Genomic DNA, 15,276 nt, shown 5'->3' with positions numbered 1-15,276 from the left:
TCCCGCCGGCCACCGTGCCGGCCAAGCCGATCGTCGGTTAGGACAGCCGACGACGCCGAGGAGGTCCCCCGCGTGCTCAGCGCCTTCCGCTCGGCTCTCGCGACGCCGGATCTACGCAAGAAGATCCTGTTCACGCTAGCCATCGTCGCGGTTTACCGAATCGGTGCGACCATTCCGGCCCCCGGCATCTCGTACGGTGCCGTCCAGGCTTGTAGCTCCCAGGCGCAGCAGGAGGGCGTCTACCAGCTGCTGAACCTGTTCAGCGGTGGTGCGCTGCTGCAGCTGTCGCTCTTCTCGACCGGCATCATGCCGTACATCACGGCGAGCATCATCATCCAGCTGCTCACCGTGGTCATCCCGCGGTTCGAGGAGCTGAAGAAGGAAGGCCAGTCCGGCCAGGGCAAGCTGACCCAGTACACCAGGTACCTGACGATCGCGCTGGCGATCCTGCAGGCCACCGGTGTGGTCGCGCTCGCGGACCGCAAGCAGCTCTTCCCGGACTGCGACTCGCCGATCATCCCGGACAACAGCGTCTACTCGCTGGCGATCATCGTCATCACCATGACCGCGGGCACCGCCGTCATGATGTGGCTGGGCGAGCTGATCACCGAGCGCGGCGTCGGCAACGGCATGTCCGTCCTGATCTTCCTGAACATCGCCGCGCGCATCCCGGTCGAGGGCGGCAACATCCTGTCCAACGGCGGTGGCATCGCGCTGACGATGATCTGCGTCTTCGGCCTGGTGATCATCGCGAGCGTCATCTTCGTCGAGCAGGGGCAGCGCCGGATCCCGGTGCAGTACGCCAAGCGCATGATCGGCCGCCGGATGTACGGCGGCACGTCGACCTACCTGCCGATCAAGGTGAACCAGGCCGGCGTCATCCCGGTCATCTTCGCGTCGTCCCTGCTGTACCTGCCGGACCTGATCAGCCGCCTCGTCGGCGACCAGAACAGCAACTCCGGCTGGCAGGTGTTCATCAAGAACTACGTCGTGAACCAGTCCAGCTGGGTGCACATCGCGCTGTACTTCGCGCTGATCATCTTCTTCACGTACTTCTACATCACCATCACGTTCAACGTGGACGAGCGCGCGGACGAGATGAAGAAGTTCGGTGGCTTCATCCCGGGCATCCGCCCGGGCCGTCCCACCGCGGAGTACCTGAGCTACGTGCTCGGCCGGATCACCCTGCCGGGCTCGCTGTACCTGGGCATCATCGCGATCCTCCCGAACTTCTTCCTGTCGGTGACCGGTAGCGGGAACAACCAGAACTTCCCGTTCGGTGGCACGGCTGTGCTGATCATGGTCGGTGTCGGCCTCGACACCGTGAAGCAGATCGAAAGCCAGCTGATGCAGCGCAACTACGAAGGGTTCTTGAAGTGACGCGCCTGGTTCTCGTCGGACCGCCCGGTGCGGGCAAAGGCACGCAGGCGGTGGCCCTGTCCGAGCAGTTGCGCATCCCGCACATCTCCACCGGTGACCTGTTCCGCGCCCACGTCGGCCAGGAGACGCCGCTGGGCCAGGAGGCGAAGCGCTACCTGGACTCGGGCGAGCTCGTGCCCGACTCGGTGACCAACGAGATGGTCCGTGAGCGGCTGGCCGAGCCGGACGCGAAGGTCGGCTTCCTGCTCGACGGGTTCCCCCGCAACACCAAGCAGGCCGAGGTCCTCGGCGAGATCCTGAACGACTCGGACGTCTCGCTCGACGCCGTGATCCAGCTGCAGGTCCCGGAGGACGTCGTCGTCGGACGGCTCATGTCGCGCGGCCGCGCGGACGACACCGAAGAGGTCATCCGCCGCCGCCAGCAGATCTACGTGTCGGACACCGCGCCGCTGCTCGAGTACTACGCCGACATCCTGGTGACCGTCGACGGCGTCGGCAGCGTCGAGGAAATCTCCGGCCGGGTGCTGAAAGCGCTGCGCGACCGCACGTGAATCTCGGAGGATTGCGTGTTCTGCAAGTGCTCCGGCGTGGGCGCATGATCGAGGTCAAGACCCCTGACGAGCTGCAGGCGATGCGGGCCGCGGGGCTCGTCGTGGCCCGCACGCTGGCGGCCGTCCGGGCCGCCGCGGTCCCGGGTGTCAGCACCGCCGAGCTCGACGAGCTGGCCGAACAGACGATCCGGGACGCCGGCGCGGTGCCGTCGTTCAAGGGCTACCACGGTTTCCCGGCGTCGATCTGCGCCTCGGTGAACGAACAGATCGTCCACGGCATCCCGGCGAAGACCCAGGTGCTCGCCGACGGCGACATCATCTCCGTCGACTGCGGGGCGATCCTCGACGGCTGGCACGGCGACTCCGCCGTGACGCTGGCCATCGGCAAGGTCTCCGACGCCGACCTCGCGCTGTCCGCGGCGACCGAGGCGGCGATGTGGGCCGGGATCGAGGCGGTCAGCGCCGGCGGCCGGCTCACCGACATCTCCTACGCCGTCCAGTCCGCCGCCGAGCGCGCGGGCCGCGACGACGGCATCGAGTACGGGATGATCGTCGAGTACGGCGGCCACGGCATCGGCCGCCAGATGCACATGGACCCGTTCCTGCCGAACGTCGGCAAGCCGGGCAAGGGCCCGCGGCTGAAGACCGGCATGGCGCTGGCGATCGAGCCGATGCTGACCGGCGGCGGCGGGGAGACCCGCGAGCTGGACGACGGCTGGACGGTCGTCACGGCCGACGGCTCCCGCGCGGCCCACTGGGAGCACACGGTGGCGATCACCGACGACGGCCCCTGGGTTCTCACCGCCCCGGAAGACGCCTGATGCCTTTCGGGGGTCCGGGTGGCGGAGCTCCCGGCTCGGGGCGCAGCCCCGCACGGCACTGACCTGCGGGTTTGCCTGTTGGCGCCGTGTCAGCGCGGTGATCTCCTACCATGGTCACCCCCGGTTTGGGGGTCGCGACACGGGTTGCGTACACTGTCAAGTCGGCGCACTTATCGCGCCCGGATCCTGCGCGCTCGTGAATTCACGGTCTTGGGAGCCGGGCACCAGTGTGCCATGCACCGCCCAACCCAGCACTAGTGCTCAGGTTGGTCACAGACTGTAGCGACAGACAGTGTCGACAAAGGAAATGCGGAGGACATGGCGAAGAAAGACGGGGCCATCGAGGTCGAAGGCCGCGTAGTCGAGCCGCTCCCCAACGCGATGTTCCGCGTCGAGTTGGAGAACGGTCACAAGGTCCTGGCACACATCAGCGGCAAGATGCGGCAGCACTACATCCGCATCCTGCCGGAGGACAGGGTTGTCGTGGAGCTCTCGCCCTACGACCTCTCTCGTGGTCGCATCGTCTACCGCTACAAGTGATCACGAAGAGCAGCTCAGAAGCAGGAGAGCAGAAGACGTGAAGGTCCAGCCGAGCGTCAAGAAGATCTGCGACAAGTGCAAGGTGATCCGCCGCCACGGCCGGATCATGGTGATCTGCGAAAACCTGCGGCACAAGCAGCGGCAGGGCTGATCGCCCGCACTCGACCAGAGTGGATTGACGGCTACACAACCTCCCCGCACCTGCCGGGTCACGCGAGTGAGCCGGTTCACCCCCGGGCTTCAGGCCGGGGCCGGGACACCCGAAGCGCAAGCCGAGGGCACGACAGGCGAGTCGGTCCCGGAACCGGACGGGGAGCAGACCTGAAGATGAAACCGAAGAAGGAGCATCAACGCCAATGGCACGACTCGCTGGCGTAGACCTCCCCCGCGAAAAGCGGTTGGAGATCGCGCTTACCTACATCTACGGCATCGGCCGTACCCGCTCGAAGCAGCTCATCAAGGCTGCCGAGCTCAACGCGGACACCCGCGTCAAAGACCTCAGCGATGACGACCTCGCGAAGCTGCGTGTGTACATCGAAGAGAACTTCAAGGTCGAGGGTGACCTTCGCCGCGAGGTGAACGCCGACATCCGTCGGAAGATCGAGATCGGGTGCTACGAGGGCCTTCGGTGGCGTCGCGGACTTCCCGTCCGTGGTCAGCGCACCAAGACCAACGCCCGTACCCGCAAGGGTCCGAAGAAGACGGTCGCCGGCAAGAAGAAGGCTGGCAAGAAGTGAGCGTCCAGGGCAAGAAGGTCGTGCAGATGGGTGGCGTTCAGCGCCGCGGCTCGGCTTGTGTCTCGCCCAAGGCGCTCTACGCCCGCCCGATGGCGCTCCGCAACCTGTACACCGACGCCGGTTCGATCATCCGGCGCGGACAGGCCGAAGCGGTCGCCGCTCACCAAGAGAACGCGCGCTAACAGGAGAACCCTCAGAACATGCCACCGAAGTCTCGCACTGCGGCGGGGGCCAAGAAGGTCCGCCGCAAGGAAAAGAAGAATGTTGCGCACGGTCACGCGCACATCAAGAGCACCTTCAACAACACCATCGTCTCGATCACGGACCCGACCGGTGCCGTGATCGCGTGGGCGTCGAGTGGGCACGTGGGCTTCAAGGGCTCGCGCAAGTCCACCCCGTTCGCCGCGCAGATGGCCGCCGAGAACGCTGCCCGCAAGGCCGCCGAGCACGGCATGAAGAAGGTCGACGTCTTCGTGAAGGGCCCGGGTTCGGGCCGCGAGACGGCGATCCGCTCGCTGCAGGCGGCCGGCCTCGAGGTCGGCACCATCCAGGACGTGACCCCGCAGCCTCACAACGGCTGCCGCCCGCCCAAGCGGCGCCGGGTCTGAGGAACGGGGAGGAGTAAGAAGAAATGGCTCGTTACACCGGCCCCGCGACGCGTATCTCGCGTCGCCTCAAGGTTGACCTCATCGGCGGTGACCAGGCTTTCGAGCGTCGCCCCTACCCGCCGGGCCAGCACGGCCGCGGGCGCATCAAGGAGTCCGAGTACCTCCTGCAGTCGCAGGAGAAGCAGAAGGCTCGCTACACCTACGGCGTTCTCGAGCGTCAGTTCGTCCGGTACTACAAGGAAGCCGTCCGGCGTCCGGGCAAGACCGGTGAGAACCTGCTGCAGATCCTCGAGTCCCGCCTGGACAACGTGATCTACCGCGCCGGCATCGCCCGCACCCGCCGTCAGGCGCGGCAGCTGGTGAGCCACGGCCACTTCCTGGTCAACGGCGTCAAGGTCAACGTCCCGTCCTTCCAGGTCTCGAAGTGGGACATCATCGACGTGCGGCCGAAGTCGTTCTCGATGCTGCCCTTCGTCGTGGCGAAGGAGTCCTTCGGTGACCGCCCGGTCCCGGCGTGGCTGCAGGTCGTCCAGTCCAACCTCCGCGTGCTGGTCCACCAGCTGCCGGAGCGTGCGCAGATCGACGTTCCGGTTCAGGAACAGCTGATCGTCGAGCTCTACTCGAAGTAATCGAGTTACGGGCGGCGGCGCCCACAGTGCGCCGCCGCCTCGCCATCCCTTCGACGTCATATGGCGGGCGTCGTCTGGAAAGGAAAACAAGGAATGCTGATTTCCCAGCGGCCGGCTCTCGGCGAAGAGACGGTCAACGAGACCCGCTCCCGGTTCACCATCGAACCGCTGGAGCCCGGCTTCGGCTACACCCTCGGCAACTCGCTGCGGCGCACGCTGCTGTCGTCCATCCCGGGCGCGGCCGTGACGAGCATCCGCATCGACGGCGTGCTGCACGAGTTCACCACCGTCCCCGGGGTGAAGGAAGACGTCACCGACATCATCCTGAACCTCAAGGAGCTCGTGGTGTCCTCGGAAGAGGACGAGCCGGTCACCATGTACCTGCGCAAGCAGGGCCCTGGTGAGGTCACGGCGGCCGACATCGTGCCGCCGGCGGGTGTCACCGTGCACAACCCGGACCTGCACATCGCGTCGCTGAACGGCAAGGGCAAGCTCGAGATCGAGCTCGTCGTCGAGCGCGGCCGCGGTTACGTTCCGGCCCTGCAGAACAAGCAGGCGGGCGCGGAGATCGGCCGGATCCCGGTCGACTCGATCTACTCGCCGGTGCTGAAGGTGACCTACAAGGTCGAGGCCACCCGTGTGGAGCAGCGCACCGACTTCGACAAGCTGATCCTGGACGTCGAGACCAAGCCGTCGATCACGCCGCGCGACGCGGTCGCGTCGGCCGGCAAGACGCTGGTGGAGCTGTTCGGTCTCGCCCGCGAGCTGAACGTCGACGCCGAGGGCATCGAGATCGGCCCGTCGCCGCAGGAAGCGGACACCATCGCTGCCTACGCGATGCCGATCGAGGACCTGGACCTCACCGTCCGGTCGTACAACTGCCTCAAGCGCGAGGGCATCCACACGGTGGGCGAGCTGGTCTCGCGCAGCGAGGCGGACCTGCTCGACATCCGCAACTTCGGCGCCAAGTCGATCGACGAGGTCAAGCTCAAGCTCGTCGGCCTCGGCCTCGCGCTGAAGGACAGCCCGCCCGGGTTCGACCCGACCGCGGCTGCCGCCAGCTACGACGGTGAAGGCTGGTCGGAGGGTGTCGGCGGCATCGCCGACGGGATTTCGGACGGCCACGACGATGGCCAGGACTACGCAGAGACCGAGCAGCTCTGAGGCTGTGTGCCTGGACGCTGTGAGCTGAACTAGTAGGAGAACCAATGCCCACCCCTACCAAGGGAGCCCGGCTCGGCGGGTCGTCCGCGCACGAGCGGCTGATCCTGGCCAACTTGGCCACGCAGCTGTTCGAGCACGGCAAGATCACGACAACCGAGGCGAAGGCCCGCCGGGTGCGCCCGCTGGCCGAGAAGCTGATCACGAAGGCGAAGCGGGGCGACCTGCACAACCGTCGTCAGGTTCAGCGCGTCGTCCGTGACAAGGACGTCGTCCACAAGCTGTTCGCCGAGATCGGTCCGCACTTCGCGGAGCGTCCGGGCGGTTACACCCGGATCACCAAGACGATGCCGCGCAAGGGCGACAACGCCGCCATGGCCGTCATCGAACTGGTGGCCGAGAAGACCGTGACTTCGGAAGCCGAGCGCGCTCGGAAGACGAAGTTCGCCAAGGACGAGAAGCCCGCCGCCCCGGTTGCGGAGGAGACCACCGAGGCTCCGGCCGAAGAGGCTCCCGCCGCCGAGGAGGCCAAGGCCGAGGAGACCACCGAGGCTCCGGCCTCGGAGGAGACCGACGCCGACGCCAAGAAGGACTGACGTCCTGACGGCCGATTCGACACCGGACGAGCCCGCCACTCCCGCTGGGGAGGGCGGGCTCGTTCGTCTGCGCCTGGACGTCTCCTACGACGGCACCGGCTTCTCGGGCTGGGCCCGGCAGCCGGGCCGCCGCACGGTCCAGGGCGTCCTGGAGGAGGCCCTGCACCGGCAGCCGCCGGGGGCTTCCGTGCCGCGGTCCGTGGTCGTGGCGGGCCGCACGGACGCCGGGGTGCACGCGACCGGCCAGGTGGTGCACGTCGACGTCGTGCCCCTTTCGGCACCTTCCGGCCGGATCCCGGTCTCTCCGGAGGGCATCCCGGACCTGACCCGGATGGCGGGCCGCTGGAACCGCCTCCTGCCGGCTGACGTCCGCGTGCTGGGCGCCCGGGTGGCCCCGCCGGGCTTCGACGCCCGGTTCTCGGCGATCCGCCGGCACTACCGGTACCGCGTGTCCGACGCGCCGTGGGGCGTGGACCCGTTGCGCCGCCACGACACGCTGGCGTGGAACCGTCCACTGTCGACGGACGCGATGAACGCCGCGGCCGCGTCCCTGCTGGGACTGCAGGATTTCGCGGCGTACTGCAAGCAGCGCGACACGGGCACGACGATCCGCGAGCTGCAGCGCCTGGAGTGGCGCCGGGTGGACGAGCACCTGCTGGAGGTCGCGGTCTCGGCGGACGCGTTCTGCCACTCGATGGTCCGCAGCCTGGTGGGGGCCCTGCTCCTGGTGGGCGACGGCCGCCGGACGGAGGACTGGCCCGGCGAGGTCCTGGCGAGCGGAGTCCGCGACAGCGCGGTGGCCCCGGCCCACGGCCTGACGCTCTTGGGCGTCGACTACCCGCCGGACGAGGACCTGGCCGCCCGGGCGGAGCAGACGAGGAACGTCCGCACCTCCCTCTGACGAACGAAAAGCGGGTGGCTCCCCGAGGGGAACCACCCGCTTCCAGCTGTCCGGGAAGACTTCAGTCGCCGCGGCGGACGGGGCCCAGCAGTTGCTGCTCCTTGCCCGTCGTCACCAGCCTCAACGGGCGCCAGAGGTTGCGGCCCAGCGCCACCACCTGGTCGTCCTTCAACGTCGTCAGCTGACGCATCATCTGGGGCGGGAGGCGCCAGATGCGGGCCGCCAGCTCGGCCTGGCCCGCCGGGAGGCGCTGCATCAGCACCAGGTCCGCCGCGTTGGCCGTCGCGCCCGCCTGGGGGTGCAGGTACGGGAGCACGTAGATCGTCGTCTGCCACGGTGAGCGGGGCGGGAACAGGTCCTGCGGCGTGGGGCCGCCGTCGGTCACCACGAGCAGCGGTGCGTCCTCCGACGGCCGCGGGAGCTCGACCGGCGACAGGCGGCGGATCTGCACCAGCGGCGAAGGACGGCCGTCGCGGCTGCCGGCCGCCTGGGAGAGCACCTGCCAGGCCGTCGGGCGGCCCGTCGCCACCACGACCCAGGCGCCGACCGCCATCGCGCGCATGGCCACCTGACGGGCCAGGTACAGCCCGCCCACCAGCACGATCCGGGTCGGCGTCGAACGGAGCGCCGAGATCGTCAGCGGCTCACCCTTCAGCCCCGAGCCGAGCACGATGCCACCGCGGTCGCCCGAGGGGCTGACCGCGTCGAGCATCGCGGGGTCCACGGTGAACTCCGGCGCCACACCGGTGTTCTGCCCGGCGTCACGGACGCGGGAAGTCATGCCGTACCTCCGATCGGCAACGTCGCGGCGAACGCGGAGACCTGCAGCCCGCGCAGCGGCGTCAGATCCACTCCCAGCCGCTCGGACAGCCCGTGCAGCCGCTGTTCCGCGGCGTCGAGCTCACGCGGGTTGCGCGCGCTCAACCGGACCACGCCGCGCAGGCCGATCTTGCCCTCGTCGGACGCCGGGGAGATCGACATCGCGAGCGTCGCCGACAGCGCGCGGACGCTCGTCAGCGCGTCCAGGCTGCCGGTGATCTTGCCCTTCGGCCAGCCGGTGATCGCGAAGCTCGCGTGGCCGATCCCGGCCGCGGTCACGCCGGACCAGCGTTCCTGCAGCGTCACCTTCGTGGGTGAACCCGCGACGGAGGTGAGCTCCGCGGCCGAAATGCTCGCCCGCAGCAGCTCGTCCGGGTCGAGCGGCCGCGTCGGCACGCCCTGCGACTCCAGCGCGTTGCGCACCCGCGAAAGCGCGCCGATCAGCGCGCGGTGGGCGCCGACGACGCCGCCGCCGCGCTCCCGGATCGCCGCCGGGCACCGCTTCGGGTCCAGCCGGATCGCGACCCACGTCGTCCGCCGCGCCGCCGCGGGCAGCGGCCCGAGCACCTCCATGTAGGAGCTGAGCGCCGGCGAATCGGACGGCAGCGCCGCGCTGCCCGGGTAGCAGTGCCAGATCATCTGGATCGAGTCGAGGACCACACCGCGGTCCTCGAGGCAGGGGGCGAGCGCCGCCAGGGGCAGGCTCGGCGCGCCGCCGGCCTGGGTGATCAGCGCCGGCGTCGGCTCGACGAGCAGCACGGCCGTCCAGGTGCCGTCGTTCCAGGCGAGCCCGACCTGCTGGCGCTCGTGGTCGACGCCGTGCGCCACGACGAGGTCCGGCACGGCGATGCGGAGCAGGTTCACGCGGGCGTCGTCCGGGCCGGTCACCGTGGTCTCTTCGGCGGCCAGCTCCTCGACGGTGCTCGGCGGCAGCGGGTTCGCGACGCGGTCGTGGTTGCGGAAGGAGTAGCGCAGCGTCAGCCCGATCCACTGGGTGAACCAGCGGCCGCGCCACCGCAGCAACGCGACGATGAGGGCGAAGCCGAGGATGCCGATGCCGACGTACTTCAGCGACATGTCGATCGCGAGCAGCACGAGCCCGACCGCGAGGGCCACCTCGAGCACGACGAGGTTCGCCACGGGGAGCGGGCCGAGGTTCACCCCGGAGGACCGGCGCCGCGCGGGCGGGGCGATCCGGGCCGGGGCCGGGGGAGTGGACGCGCCACCGGGGCCACCGCTGTCGGGTCCCTGCGGGCCACCGGGGCCGCCAGGCCCGCCGGGCCCACCCGGGCCACCGGGACCGCCGGGCCCACCTGGGCCGCCGGGACCTCCTGGGCCGCCGGGCCCACCCGGGCCGCTGGGTCCGCCGGGGCCACCCGGACCACGCGGGGGCACGCCGGGACGACCGGGGCCGCCTCCGGGAACGCCACCAGGTCCACCGGGGCCGCCGGGAACTCCCGGACCACCGCCGGGGACGCCACCGGGGCCGCCGGGAACGCCACCGGGTCCGCCGGGACCACCCGGTCTGCCCGGCCGCGGCGGCGGGCCCGGCGGACGGCCACCGGGCGGCGGGGGCCCGGGCGGGCCAGGCGGACGTGGAGGAGTGGTGACGGACATCCGCGCTTTCTCTTCCCCTCGTGCTTGCTGCGTACCCGGAAGCCGGGTCCCGGGGTGCCCGACACTAGCTTGAGTTGGTAGAAACCCCACACCAGACGGTCCCCGTACGGCTATCCTGCGGAACCGTACCGCGACGGGGAGAGCTGTAGGTCGAGAATGCCATCAACACCCACGACTAAGTCTCAGGTTCAGGCGTATCAGTTCGTCCTACGGCGGATGCAGTCGGCGCTGGTCCGGCGGGACGCCGTGATGCTGCACGACCCCATGCGCACCCACACGAGGGCCACGATCGTGGGAGTCGTGCTCGGGGCGCTCGGCATGATCGTCTTCGTCGTCTGGGGGCTGCTGAGCCCGGCACCGTCGGTGCCGGAGGCCGGCAACATCGTGATCGGCGAGCAGTCGGGCACGGTCTACGTCGTGATGGGGAACCCGAAGATGCTCGTCCCGACGTTCAACCTCGCGTCGGCGCGGCTCCTGTTGCTGGCGCAGCAGCAGAAGCAGCCGAGCGCGGGCAGCGCCGGCGGCGCGGCGCCGGCCCCGGCCGCGGCGAGCACCGCGAGTGTGAAGAATCCCACGGTCGTTTCCGACGACCAGTTGAAGGACATTCCGCGCGGAAAGCTGACCGGCATTCCGGACGGCCCGCAGCTGATTCCGACGGATTCCCAGCGGATTTCTCCGAACTGGGCGGTGTGCGACCAGGTTCAGCTCGATCCGACCCAGCCGATCCCCGACACCGGCAAGACCAACACCTACGTGTTCGGCGGCGTCGCGCCGAGCGGTCTCGGGACCGAGCTGGGCGAGAACGAGGCCCTGCTGGCGACCGCCGACAACGGCAAGACGTACCTGATCTACCGGCTGCCCAGCTCGCGGAACCGGCCGAACGCCAACACCGTGCGCGCCGAGATCGACGTCAACAACGTCAACGACGCCGTCCGCGCCGCGCTCGGGCTGCAGCAGAAGCCGCGGAAGATCACGCAGGGCCTGCTGAACGCGATCCCCGAGGTCGCGCGCCTGACGCCGCCGCAGATCACGGACGGCCCGCCGCCCGCCGACTTCGACGGGCTGACCGCGGGCGACGTCTTCTCCACGCAGCCGACCGGTGACCAGCCGAAGTACTGGGCCGTCACGACAACCGGCATCCAGCAGGTGTCGAACGCGGTCGCCGACGTCATCCGCGTCGCGAAGCACGGCAGCGCGAGCAAGCTCCGGACGCTGGGTCTCGACAAGCTCGCCGGGGTGCGCGTCCTGCAGCCCAGCGACCCCGACTACATCCCGGTCGACGACTTCCCGCGCTCGGTCCCGACAGTCCTGGACGCGTCGAAGAACTCGTCGGTCGCGTGCCTGGGCTGGTCGCTGGTGGGCTCCGGCCCCGACCAGGACGCGCACACCTCGGTGTACGTCGACACGCAGCTGCCCGGCCAGAAGGCCACGGGGGACAAGTTCACCCCGATGACGGTCACCACGCCCGGCCCGAACCGCGTGCCCATCAACGGTTTCTACCTCAAGCCCGGGTTCGCCGCGGTGGTCCAGTCGGCCACCGGCAAGGCCAGCTTCGGCAAGGGCGCGATCCAGCTGATCTCCGACCGGGGGGTCCGCTACAGCGTGCCGGAGGCCGCGACGGCGGACGCGATCGGCCTGAACAACCGGCAGCCCGCGCCCGAGTCGATCATCGGGCTGCTGCCCACCGGGGCTTCGCTGAACACGCAGGACGTGCTGAAGCAGTTCGACTCGGTGCCGATCGACCCCAACGCCGGCGCGTTCCCGACGCCGACGCAGCCACCGGGGAACTAGCCGGAACCGCCGGCCCGCAGTGGGCGTCACACGCTCGAAGAGTCCTGGGTGAGCGGAGGGTGCCGTGGCCGGCTTGAGAATGGACGGCGTCGTCGTCGCGGACTACGCCAAGACGGCCGAGGAGGCCGCTGCCGACCTGGATGCGGCGGCGGCCGAGGTCGGGGGCGAAGGCGTCTCCGCGGAGTCCTACGGCGCGCTGGGGGCCCAGATCGGGCTGCCTGAGTCGTACGGGCGCGCCGCGGGAGCGTTGCGGCGTCAGCTGACCGACGGCGCGGAGGCGCTGCGGTCGGCCGCCGAGGCCCTGCGGCAGGTCACCGTGCGGCACGGCGGGCAGGACGAGGAAGCCGCCGAGCTGATCAGGCGGGCCGGGAGGCTCGACGGATGATCGCCGAAAGCTCGACCGAGTCCATCCCGCACCCGCTGGCGAAGGGGACCGCTCCGGCGGCCGTCGCGGTGCCCGGTGGCGAGGACATCACGGCCCGGGCCGAGCCGTACCTGGGCTACCTGAGCGACCTCGCGCGGCAGCTCGGCGTGATCGACCCCGTCGAGACGTACTTCCGGCCGTTGCTCGGGCGCTGGGCCGACCTCGGCGCCGAAGCCGACCGGCTGCGCCAGGCGGCCGGCGCGGCGGCCGACGTCTCGGCCCGCCTCGACGAGCGGCTCGGCCGGCTCGACGCCGGCTGGGAGGGCCGCGACGCGGACTCGTTCGTCGCGTACGTGCGGGAAATCGGCGCCGCGGGCGGAGACCTCGAAGAAGCGCTCAACGCCCTCGCCGGCGCGCTCGACGAAATGGTGACGACGCTCCGGCACGTGGTCGTCGACCTCGTCGAGGTGCTGGTGGACGCCGCGGAGCTGACGTCGGAAACGATGCTCCTCCCGAGCGGCGGCACCCGGCGGGCCCGCGCCCAGCTGCACGAGACGCAGGACTCGGCGAAGGCGCTGTACGAGACGGCCCGCGACGTCATGGAGGCGTTCGACCGGCTGTGCGACGGCGTCGACGACCCCGACGCGGCTTCCCGGAGCATCGAGATCCGCCACCGGTACCCGCAGGAGAAGTTCAAGCTCCACGACGGTGCGCTGAACGAAGCCGGTGAGCAGGCCTCGGAGCAGGCTTCGTCGGCGCCCGCGTCCGCCGACGAGGTGATGACGCCGTCTTCGGCCGCCGACCCGGCGCAGGGGCGGCACACCGGAGCGGGCACCCCGCCGGACGCGGCACCCGCCGACGCGCCCGCTCAGCAGGCCCCGCCCGCGCAGGACAACCACGGCATGTCGGGCGTTCCGATGATGCCGATGATGGGCTTCGGCGCGTTCGGGGGCGGCGGCGGAGGCCGTCGCCCGTCGAAGACGCGGCCGATGACGAAGTCGTCGGAACTGCTGGGGGAACCCGGTCTGGTGGCGCCGCCGGTGATCGGCGAAGACGAGAACCCGCCGCCGAAGCCGGAGAAACCGCCCGCCAAGTGACGTGGACCCCCGGCTCCGGCCGGGGGTCCCTCGCGTCAGCGGCGGGCCGGGCCGGTGTCGGCCGGGCGGTTGCGGCGGATGGTGCGCATCACGAAGAGCGTGATCAGCAGGGCGACCAGGCCGCCGGCGGTGCCGGCCAGCGCCACGACCACCGGGGTCGAGCTGCGGTCGTTCGCCGGGGGGAGCTGGGCCATCTGCGGCTTCGGCATCGGCGCCAGGCCGCCCACCTCCGACGGGAGGCTCTGCGTCAGCGCCGCCACCGGGTCGATGACCCCGTAGCCGACGAAGTTGTCGCGCCCGCCCGGCGCGGCCGGGTGCTGGGCCGTCTCCTTGATGCGGTTGACGATGGCCCGCCCGCTGAGTTCCGGGTACTTGGCCTTGACCAGCGCCGCCAGGCCGGCGACGTACGGCGCGGCGAAGCTCGTGCCCTGGATTTCGCTGGCCTTGTCGCCGTTTTCGAACGTCAGGTTGGCCAGGCCGTTCGAGCCTTCGGCCGGGTCGAGCGAGACGATCTTCGTGCCGGGCGCGGCGACGCCGACCCAGGGGCCGTGGACGCTGAACGCCGCCACGCTGCCGGACTCGTCGATCGCCCCGACGGACAGCACGTCGTCCGCGAACCACGGCGGCGTCACGATCGTCTTCGGCTTCTTCGCGTCCGGCTGGTCGTTCTGCGGGCAGGTGTCGGTCGCGTTGCCCGCCGCGGCGACGACGACGATGCCGGCCTCGGCCGCGAGGTGCACCGCGGCCTGGACCTGCTGTTCCCCGTCGGAGATCGTCCCCGTCGCCGTCCGGCAGTTGTCGACCGACATGTTGATGACGTCGGCTTCGTGCCGGTCGGTGATCCCGCGGATGATCTCGGCCAGCGTCTTCAGCGTGCCCGCCGTGCCGGCCTTCTCCAGCTGACGTCCGCCGTTGGACTGCCCGGGGGACGTCTGGTCGCCTTCACCGGCGCCGCCCCCGCCACCGCTCGGCGGCAGCGAAGACTCGGACCCGGTGGGCGGGGTGGTGCTCGACGACGGGGCGCCGCCGGAGGTGCTGCTCGCCGGCGGGGTCGCGGTCGAGGTGTCCGGCTCGTAGTTCTCGCTCAGCTGCCGGTAGGACACGATCGTCGCGTCCGGGGCGACGCCGATGAACCCGACCTCGGGGTTGTCCGGCTTGCCGGCGATGATGCCGGCGACTTCGGTGCCGTGGCCGTCGCAGTCTTCGAGCCCGTCCGGCTGCCCGCTCGTGGGCTTCGAGACGTACTCGCCGCCGCTCTGGAGGTTGGGCAGCCAGGGGTGGCGCGTCACGCCGGTGTCGATCACGGCGACCCGGACGTTCTTGCCCACGCCGCCGTTCGTGGCCGCCCGGACGATCTCCTGCGCCTTCGAGATCTGCAGGTACTCCTGCCCCCACGGCCGGTTCTTGAGGACGATGTTCTCGCCGAGGCTGCGCCGGACGCAGCCCTTGGTCTGCTTGTACTTCTTGTCCGGCTGGCGCGAATCCGGGATCAGCTTGCTCATGTCGACCGGGGGCGGGCTCGCGAAGTAGCCTTCGGCCGGTGCCGACTGGGCCTGCGCCGTCACCACGCCGCCGAGCGGGGCCAGGACGCCGATCGTGCCGGCGAGCAGGGCCGTCGTGGTGCGCCGGGTCGTGTTGAAACGGCGTCCTACTGCCATCCGAGA

19 protein-coding genes are annotated in these 15,276 nt (G+C 70.3%); 15 read left to right on the top strand and 4 right to left on the bottom strand.

From position 1 onward, the window contains the following. Window positions 1-72: 72 nt before the first annotated feature. From secY to truA, 12 genes are all read left to right on the top strand, one after another. Window positions 73-1,380, top strand: coding sequence for a preprotein translocase subunit SecY (gene secY, locus ACH54P_RS25965; protein ID WP_489905983.1), 1,308 nt, complete (start codon window positions 73-75; stop codon window positions 1,378-1,380). Continuing rightward, a complete protein-coding gene (locus tag ACH54P_RS25960; protein ID WP_489905982.1) occupies window positions 1,377-1,931 on the top strand; it encodes an adenylate kinase in 555 nt (184 codons plus the stop codon). The genes secY and ACH54P_RS25960 overlap by 4 nt, the downstream gene beginning before the upstream one ends. Before the next feature lie 44 nt (window positions 1,932-1,975). Further along, entirely contained in the window at window positions 1,976-2,752 is a 777-nt protein-coding gene (gene map / locus ACH54P_RS25955; protein ID WP_489905981.1) for a type I methionyl aminopeptidase, read from the top strand. 318 nt (window positions 2,753-3,070) lie between these two features. Further along, a complete protein-coding gene (infA, locus tag ACH54P_RS25950; RefSeq protein WP_004558881.1) occupies window positions 3,071-3,292 on the top strand; it encodes a translation initiation factor IF-1 in 222 nt (73 codons plus the stop codon). A 37-nt stretch (window positions 3,293-3,329) separates the two neighbouring features. Beyond that, window positions 3,330-3,443, top strand: coding sequence for a 50S ribosomal protein L36 (rpmJ, locus tag ACH54P_RS25945; protein WP_004558882.1), 114 nt, complete (start codon window positions 3,330-3,332; stop codon window positions 3,441-3,443). A 205-nt stretch (window positions 3,444-3,648) separates the two neighbouring features. Further along, window positions 3,649-4,029, top strand: coding sequence for a 30S ribosomal protein S13 (gene rpsM / locus ACH54P_RS25940; RefSeq protein WP_034285908.1), 381 nt, complete (start codon window positions 3,649-3,651; stop codon window positions 4,027-4,029). Then, window positions 4,026-4,211 carry a hypothetical protein gene (locus ACH54P_RS25935; RefSeq protein ID WP_013222623.1) on the top strand — a complete coding sequence of 62 codons (186 nt, stop codon included), beginning with the start codon at window positions 4,026-4,028 and terminating at the stop codon, window positions 4,209-4,211. The genes rpsM and ACH54P_RS25935 overlap by 4 nt, the downstream gene beginning before the upstream one ends. An 18-nt stretch (window positions 4,212-4,229) precedes the next feature. Beyond that, on the top strand, window positions 4,230-4,637 hold the full coding sequence (rpsK, locus tag ACH54P_RS25930) for a 30S ribosomal protein S11 (RefSeq protein ID WP_004558885.1): 408 nt from the start codon (window positions 4,230-4,232) through the stop codon (window positions 4,635-4,637). 23 nt (window positions 4,638-4,660) lie between these two features. After that, a complete protein-coding gene (gene rpsD, locus ACH54P_RS25925; RefSeq protein WP_489905980.1) occupies window positions 4,661-5,266 on the top strand; it encodes a 30S ribosomal protein S4 in 606 nt (201 codons plus the stop codon). Between the two features lie 93 nt (window positions 5,267-5,359). After that, window positions 5,360-6,430, top strand: a complete 1,071-nt coding sequence (locus ACH54P_RS25920; RefSeq protein WP_004558887.1) for a DNA-directed RNA polymerase subunit alpha — start codon at window positions 5,360-5,362, stop codon at window positions 6,428-6,430. Window positions 6,431-6,474: 44 nt separating this feature from the next. After that, window positions 6,475-7,023 carry a 50S ribosomal protein L17 gene (rplQ, locus tag ACH54P_RS25915; RefSeq protein ID WP_489905979.1) on the top strand — a complete coding sequence of 183 codons (549 nt, stop codon included), beginning with the start codon at window positions 6,475-6,477 and terminating at the stop codon, window positions 7,021-7,023. Window positions 7,024-7,096: 73 nt separating this feature from the next. Then, on the top strand, window positions 7,097-7,924 hold the full coding sequence (truA, locus tag ACH54P_RS25910; RefSeq protein WP_489916641.1) for a tRNA pseudouridine(38-40) synthase TruA: 828 nt from the start codon (window positions 7,097-7,099) through the stop codon (window positions 7,922-7,924). A 61-nt stretch (window positions 7,925-7,985) separates the two neighbouring features. Here truA and ACH54P_RS25905 read toward each other — a convergent pair whose 3' ends face one another. The 3 genes from ACH54P_RS25905 to ACH54P_RS25895 are packed head-to-tail and all read right to left on the bottom strand — an operon-like array spanning window position 7,986 to window position 10,263. Beyond that, window positions 7,986-8,705: a hypothetical protein gene (locus tag ACH54P_RS25905; protein WP_489905978.1), complete on the bottom strand. Its 720-nt coding sequence runs from the start codon at window positions 8,703-8,705 to the stop codon at window positions 7,986-7,988. Continuing rightward, window positions 8,702-9,883 (bottom strand): type VII secretion protein EccE, encoded by a 1,182-nt coding sequence (gene eccE / locus ACH54P_RS25900; RefSeq protein WP_489916639.1) that lies wholly within the window; start codon window positions 9,881-9,883, stop codon window positions 8,702-8,704. The genes ACH54P_RS25905 and eccE overlap by 4 nt, the downstream gene beginning before the upstream one ends. A gap of 17 nt (window positions 9,884-9,900) precedes the next feature. After that, window positions 9,901-10,263: a hypothetical protein gene (locus tag ACH54P_RS25895; RefSeq protein WP_489905977.1), complete on the bottom strand. Its 363-nt coding sequence runs from the start codon at window positions 10,261-10,263 to the stop codon at window positions 9,901-9,903. Between the two features lie 253 nt (window positions 10,264-10,516). On the opposite strand from ACH54P_RS25895, the gene eccB reads away from it, so the two are divergent. The 3 genes from eccB to ACH54P_RS25880 all read left to right on the top strand — a co-directional run bounded on the left by eccB (window position 10,517) and on the right by ACH54P_RS25880 (window position 13,612). Further along, window positions 10,517-12,151, top strand: a complete 1,635-nt coding sequence (gene eccB / locus ACH54P_RS25890; RefSeq protein WP_489905976.1) for a type VII secretion protein EccB — start codon at window positions 10,517-10,519, stop codon at window positions 12,149-12,151. Between the two features lie 64 nt (window positions 12,152-12,215). Next, window positions 12,216-12,536 (top strand): hypothetical protein, encoded by a 321-nt coding sequence (locus ACH54P_RS25885; protein WP_489905975.1) that lies wholly within the window; start codon window positions 12,216-12,218, stop codon window positions 12,534-12,536. After that, on the top strand, window positions 12,533-13,612 hold the full coding sequence (locus ACH54P_RS25880) for a WXG100 family type VII secretion target (RefSeq protein ID WP_489905974.1): 1,080 nt from the start codon (window positions 12,533-12,535) through the stop codon (window positions 13,610-13,612). The genes ACH54P_RS25885 and ACH54P_RS25880 overlap by 4 nt, the downstream gene beginning before the upstream one ends. 35 nt (window positions 13,613-13,647) lie before the next feature. Here ACH54P_RS25880 and ACH54P_RS25875 read toward each other — a convergent pair whose 3' ends face one another. Beyond that, window positions 13,648-15,270, bottom strand: coding sequence for a S8 family serine peptidase (locus tag ACH54P_RS25875; protein ID WP_489905973.1), 1,623 nt, complete (start codon window positions 15,268-15,270; stop codon window positions 13,648-13,650). Window positions 15,271-15,276: the final 6 nt, after the last annotated feature.

The sequence above is a fragment of the Amycolatopsis sp. N2S4-7 genome, from assembly GCF_058119595.1.
Note: the sequence above shows the minus strand (reverse complement) of the source record. Positions and strands in the feature narration are given on the sequence as shown.

Coding starts and splice junctions, on each gene's coding strand:
- eccB (WP_489905976.1), top strand. CDS start 10,517: ATGCCATCAACACCCACGACTAAGTCTCAGGTTCAGGCGTATCAGTTC.
- rplQ (WP_489905979.1), top strand. CDS start 6,475: ATGCCCACCCCTACCAAGGGAGCCCGGCTCGGCGGGTCGTCCGCGCAC.
- infA (WP_004558881.1), top strand. CDS start 3,071: ATGGCGAAGAAAGACGGGGCCATCGAGGTCGAAGGCCGCGTAGTCGAG.
- ACH54P_RS25875 (WP_489905973.1), bottom strand. CDS start 15,270: ATGGCAGTAGGACGCCGTTTCAACACGACCCGGCGCACCACGACGGCC.
- ACH54P_RS25920 (WP_004558887.1), top strand. CDS start 5,360: ATGCTGATTTCCCAGCGGCCGGCTCTCGGCGAAGAGACGGTCAACGAG.
- map (WP_489905981.1), top strand. CDS start 1,976: ATGATCGAGGTCAAGACCCCTGACGAGCTGCAGGCGATGCGGGCCGCG.
- ACH54P_RS25905 (WP_489905978.1), bottom strand. CDS start 8,705: ATGACTTCCCGCGTCCGTGACGCCGGGCAGAACACCGGTGTGGCGCCG.
- rpsD (WP_489905980.1), top strand. CDS start 4,661: ATGGCTCGTTACACCGGCCCCGCGACGCGTATCTCGCGTCGCCTCAAG.
- rpsM (WP_034285908.1), top strand. CDS start 3,649: ATGGCACGACTCGCTGGCGTAGACCTCCCCCGCGAAAAGCGGTTGGAG.
- ACH54P_RS25880 (WP_489905974.1), top strand. CDS start 12,533: ATGATCGCCGAAAGCTCGACCGAGTCCATCCCGCACCCGCTGGCGAAG.
- rpsK (WP_004558885.1), top strand. CDS start 4,230: ATGCCACCGAAGTCTCGCACTGCGGCGGGGGCCAAGAAGGTCCGCCGC.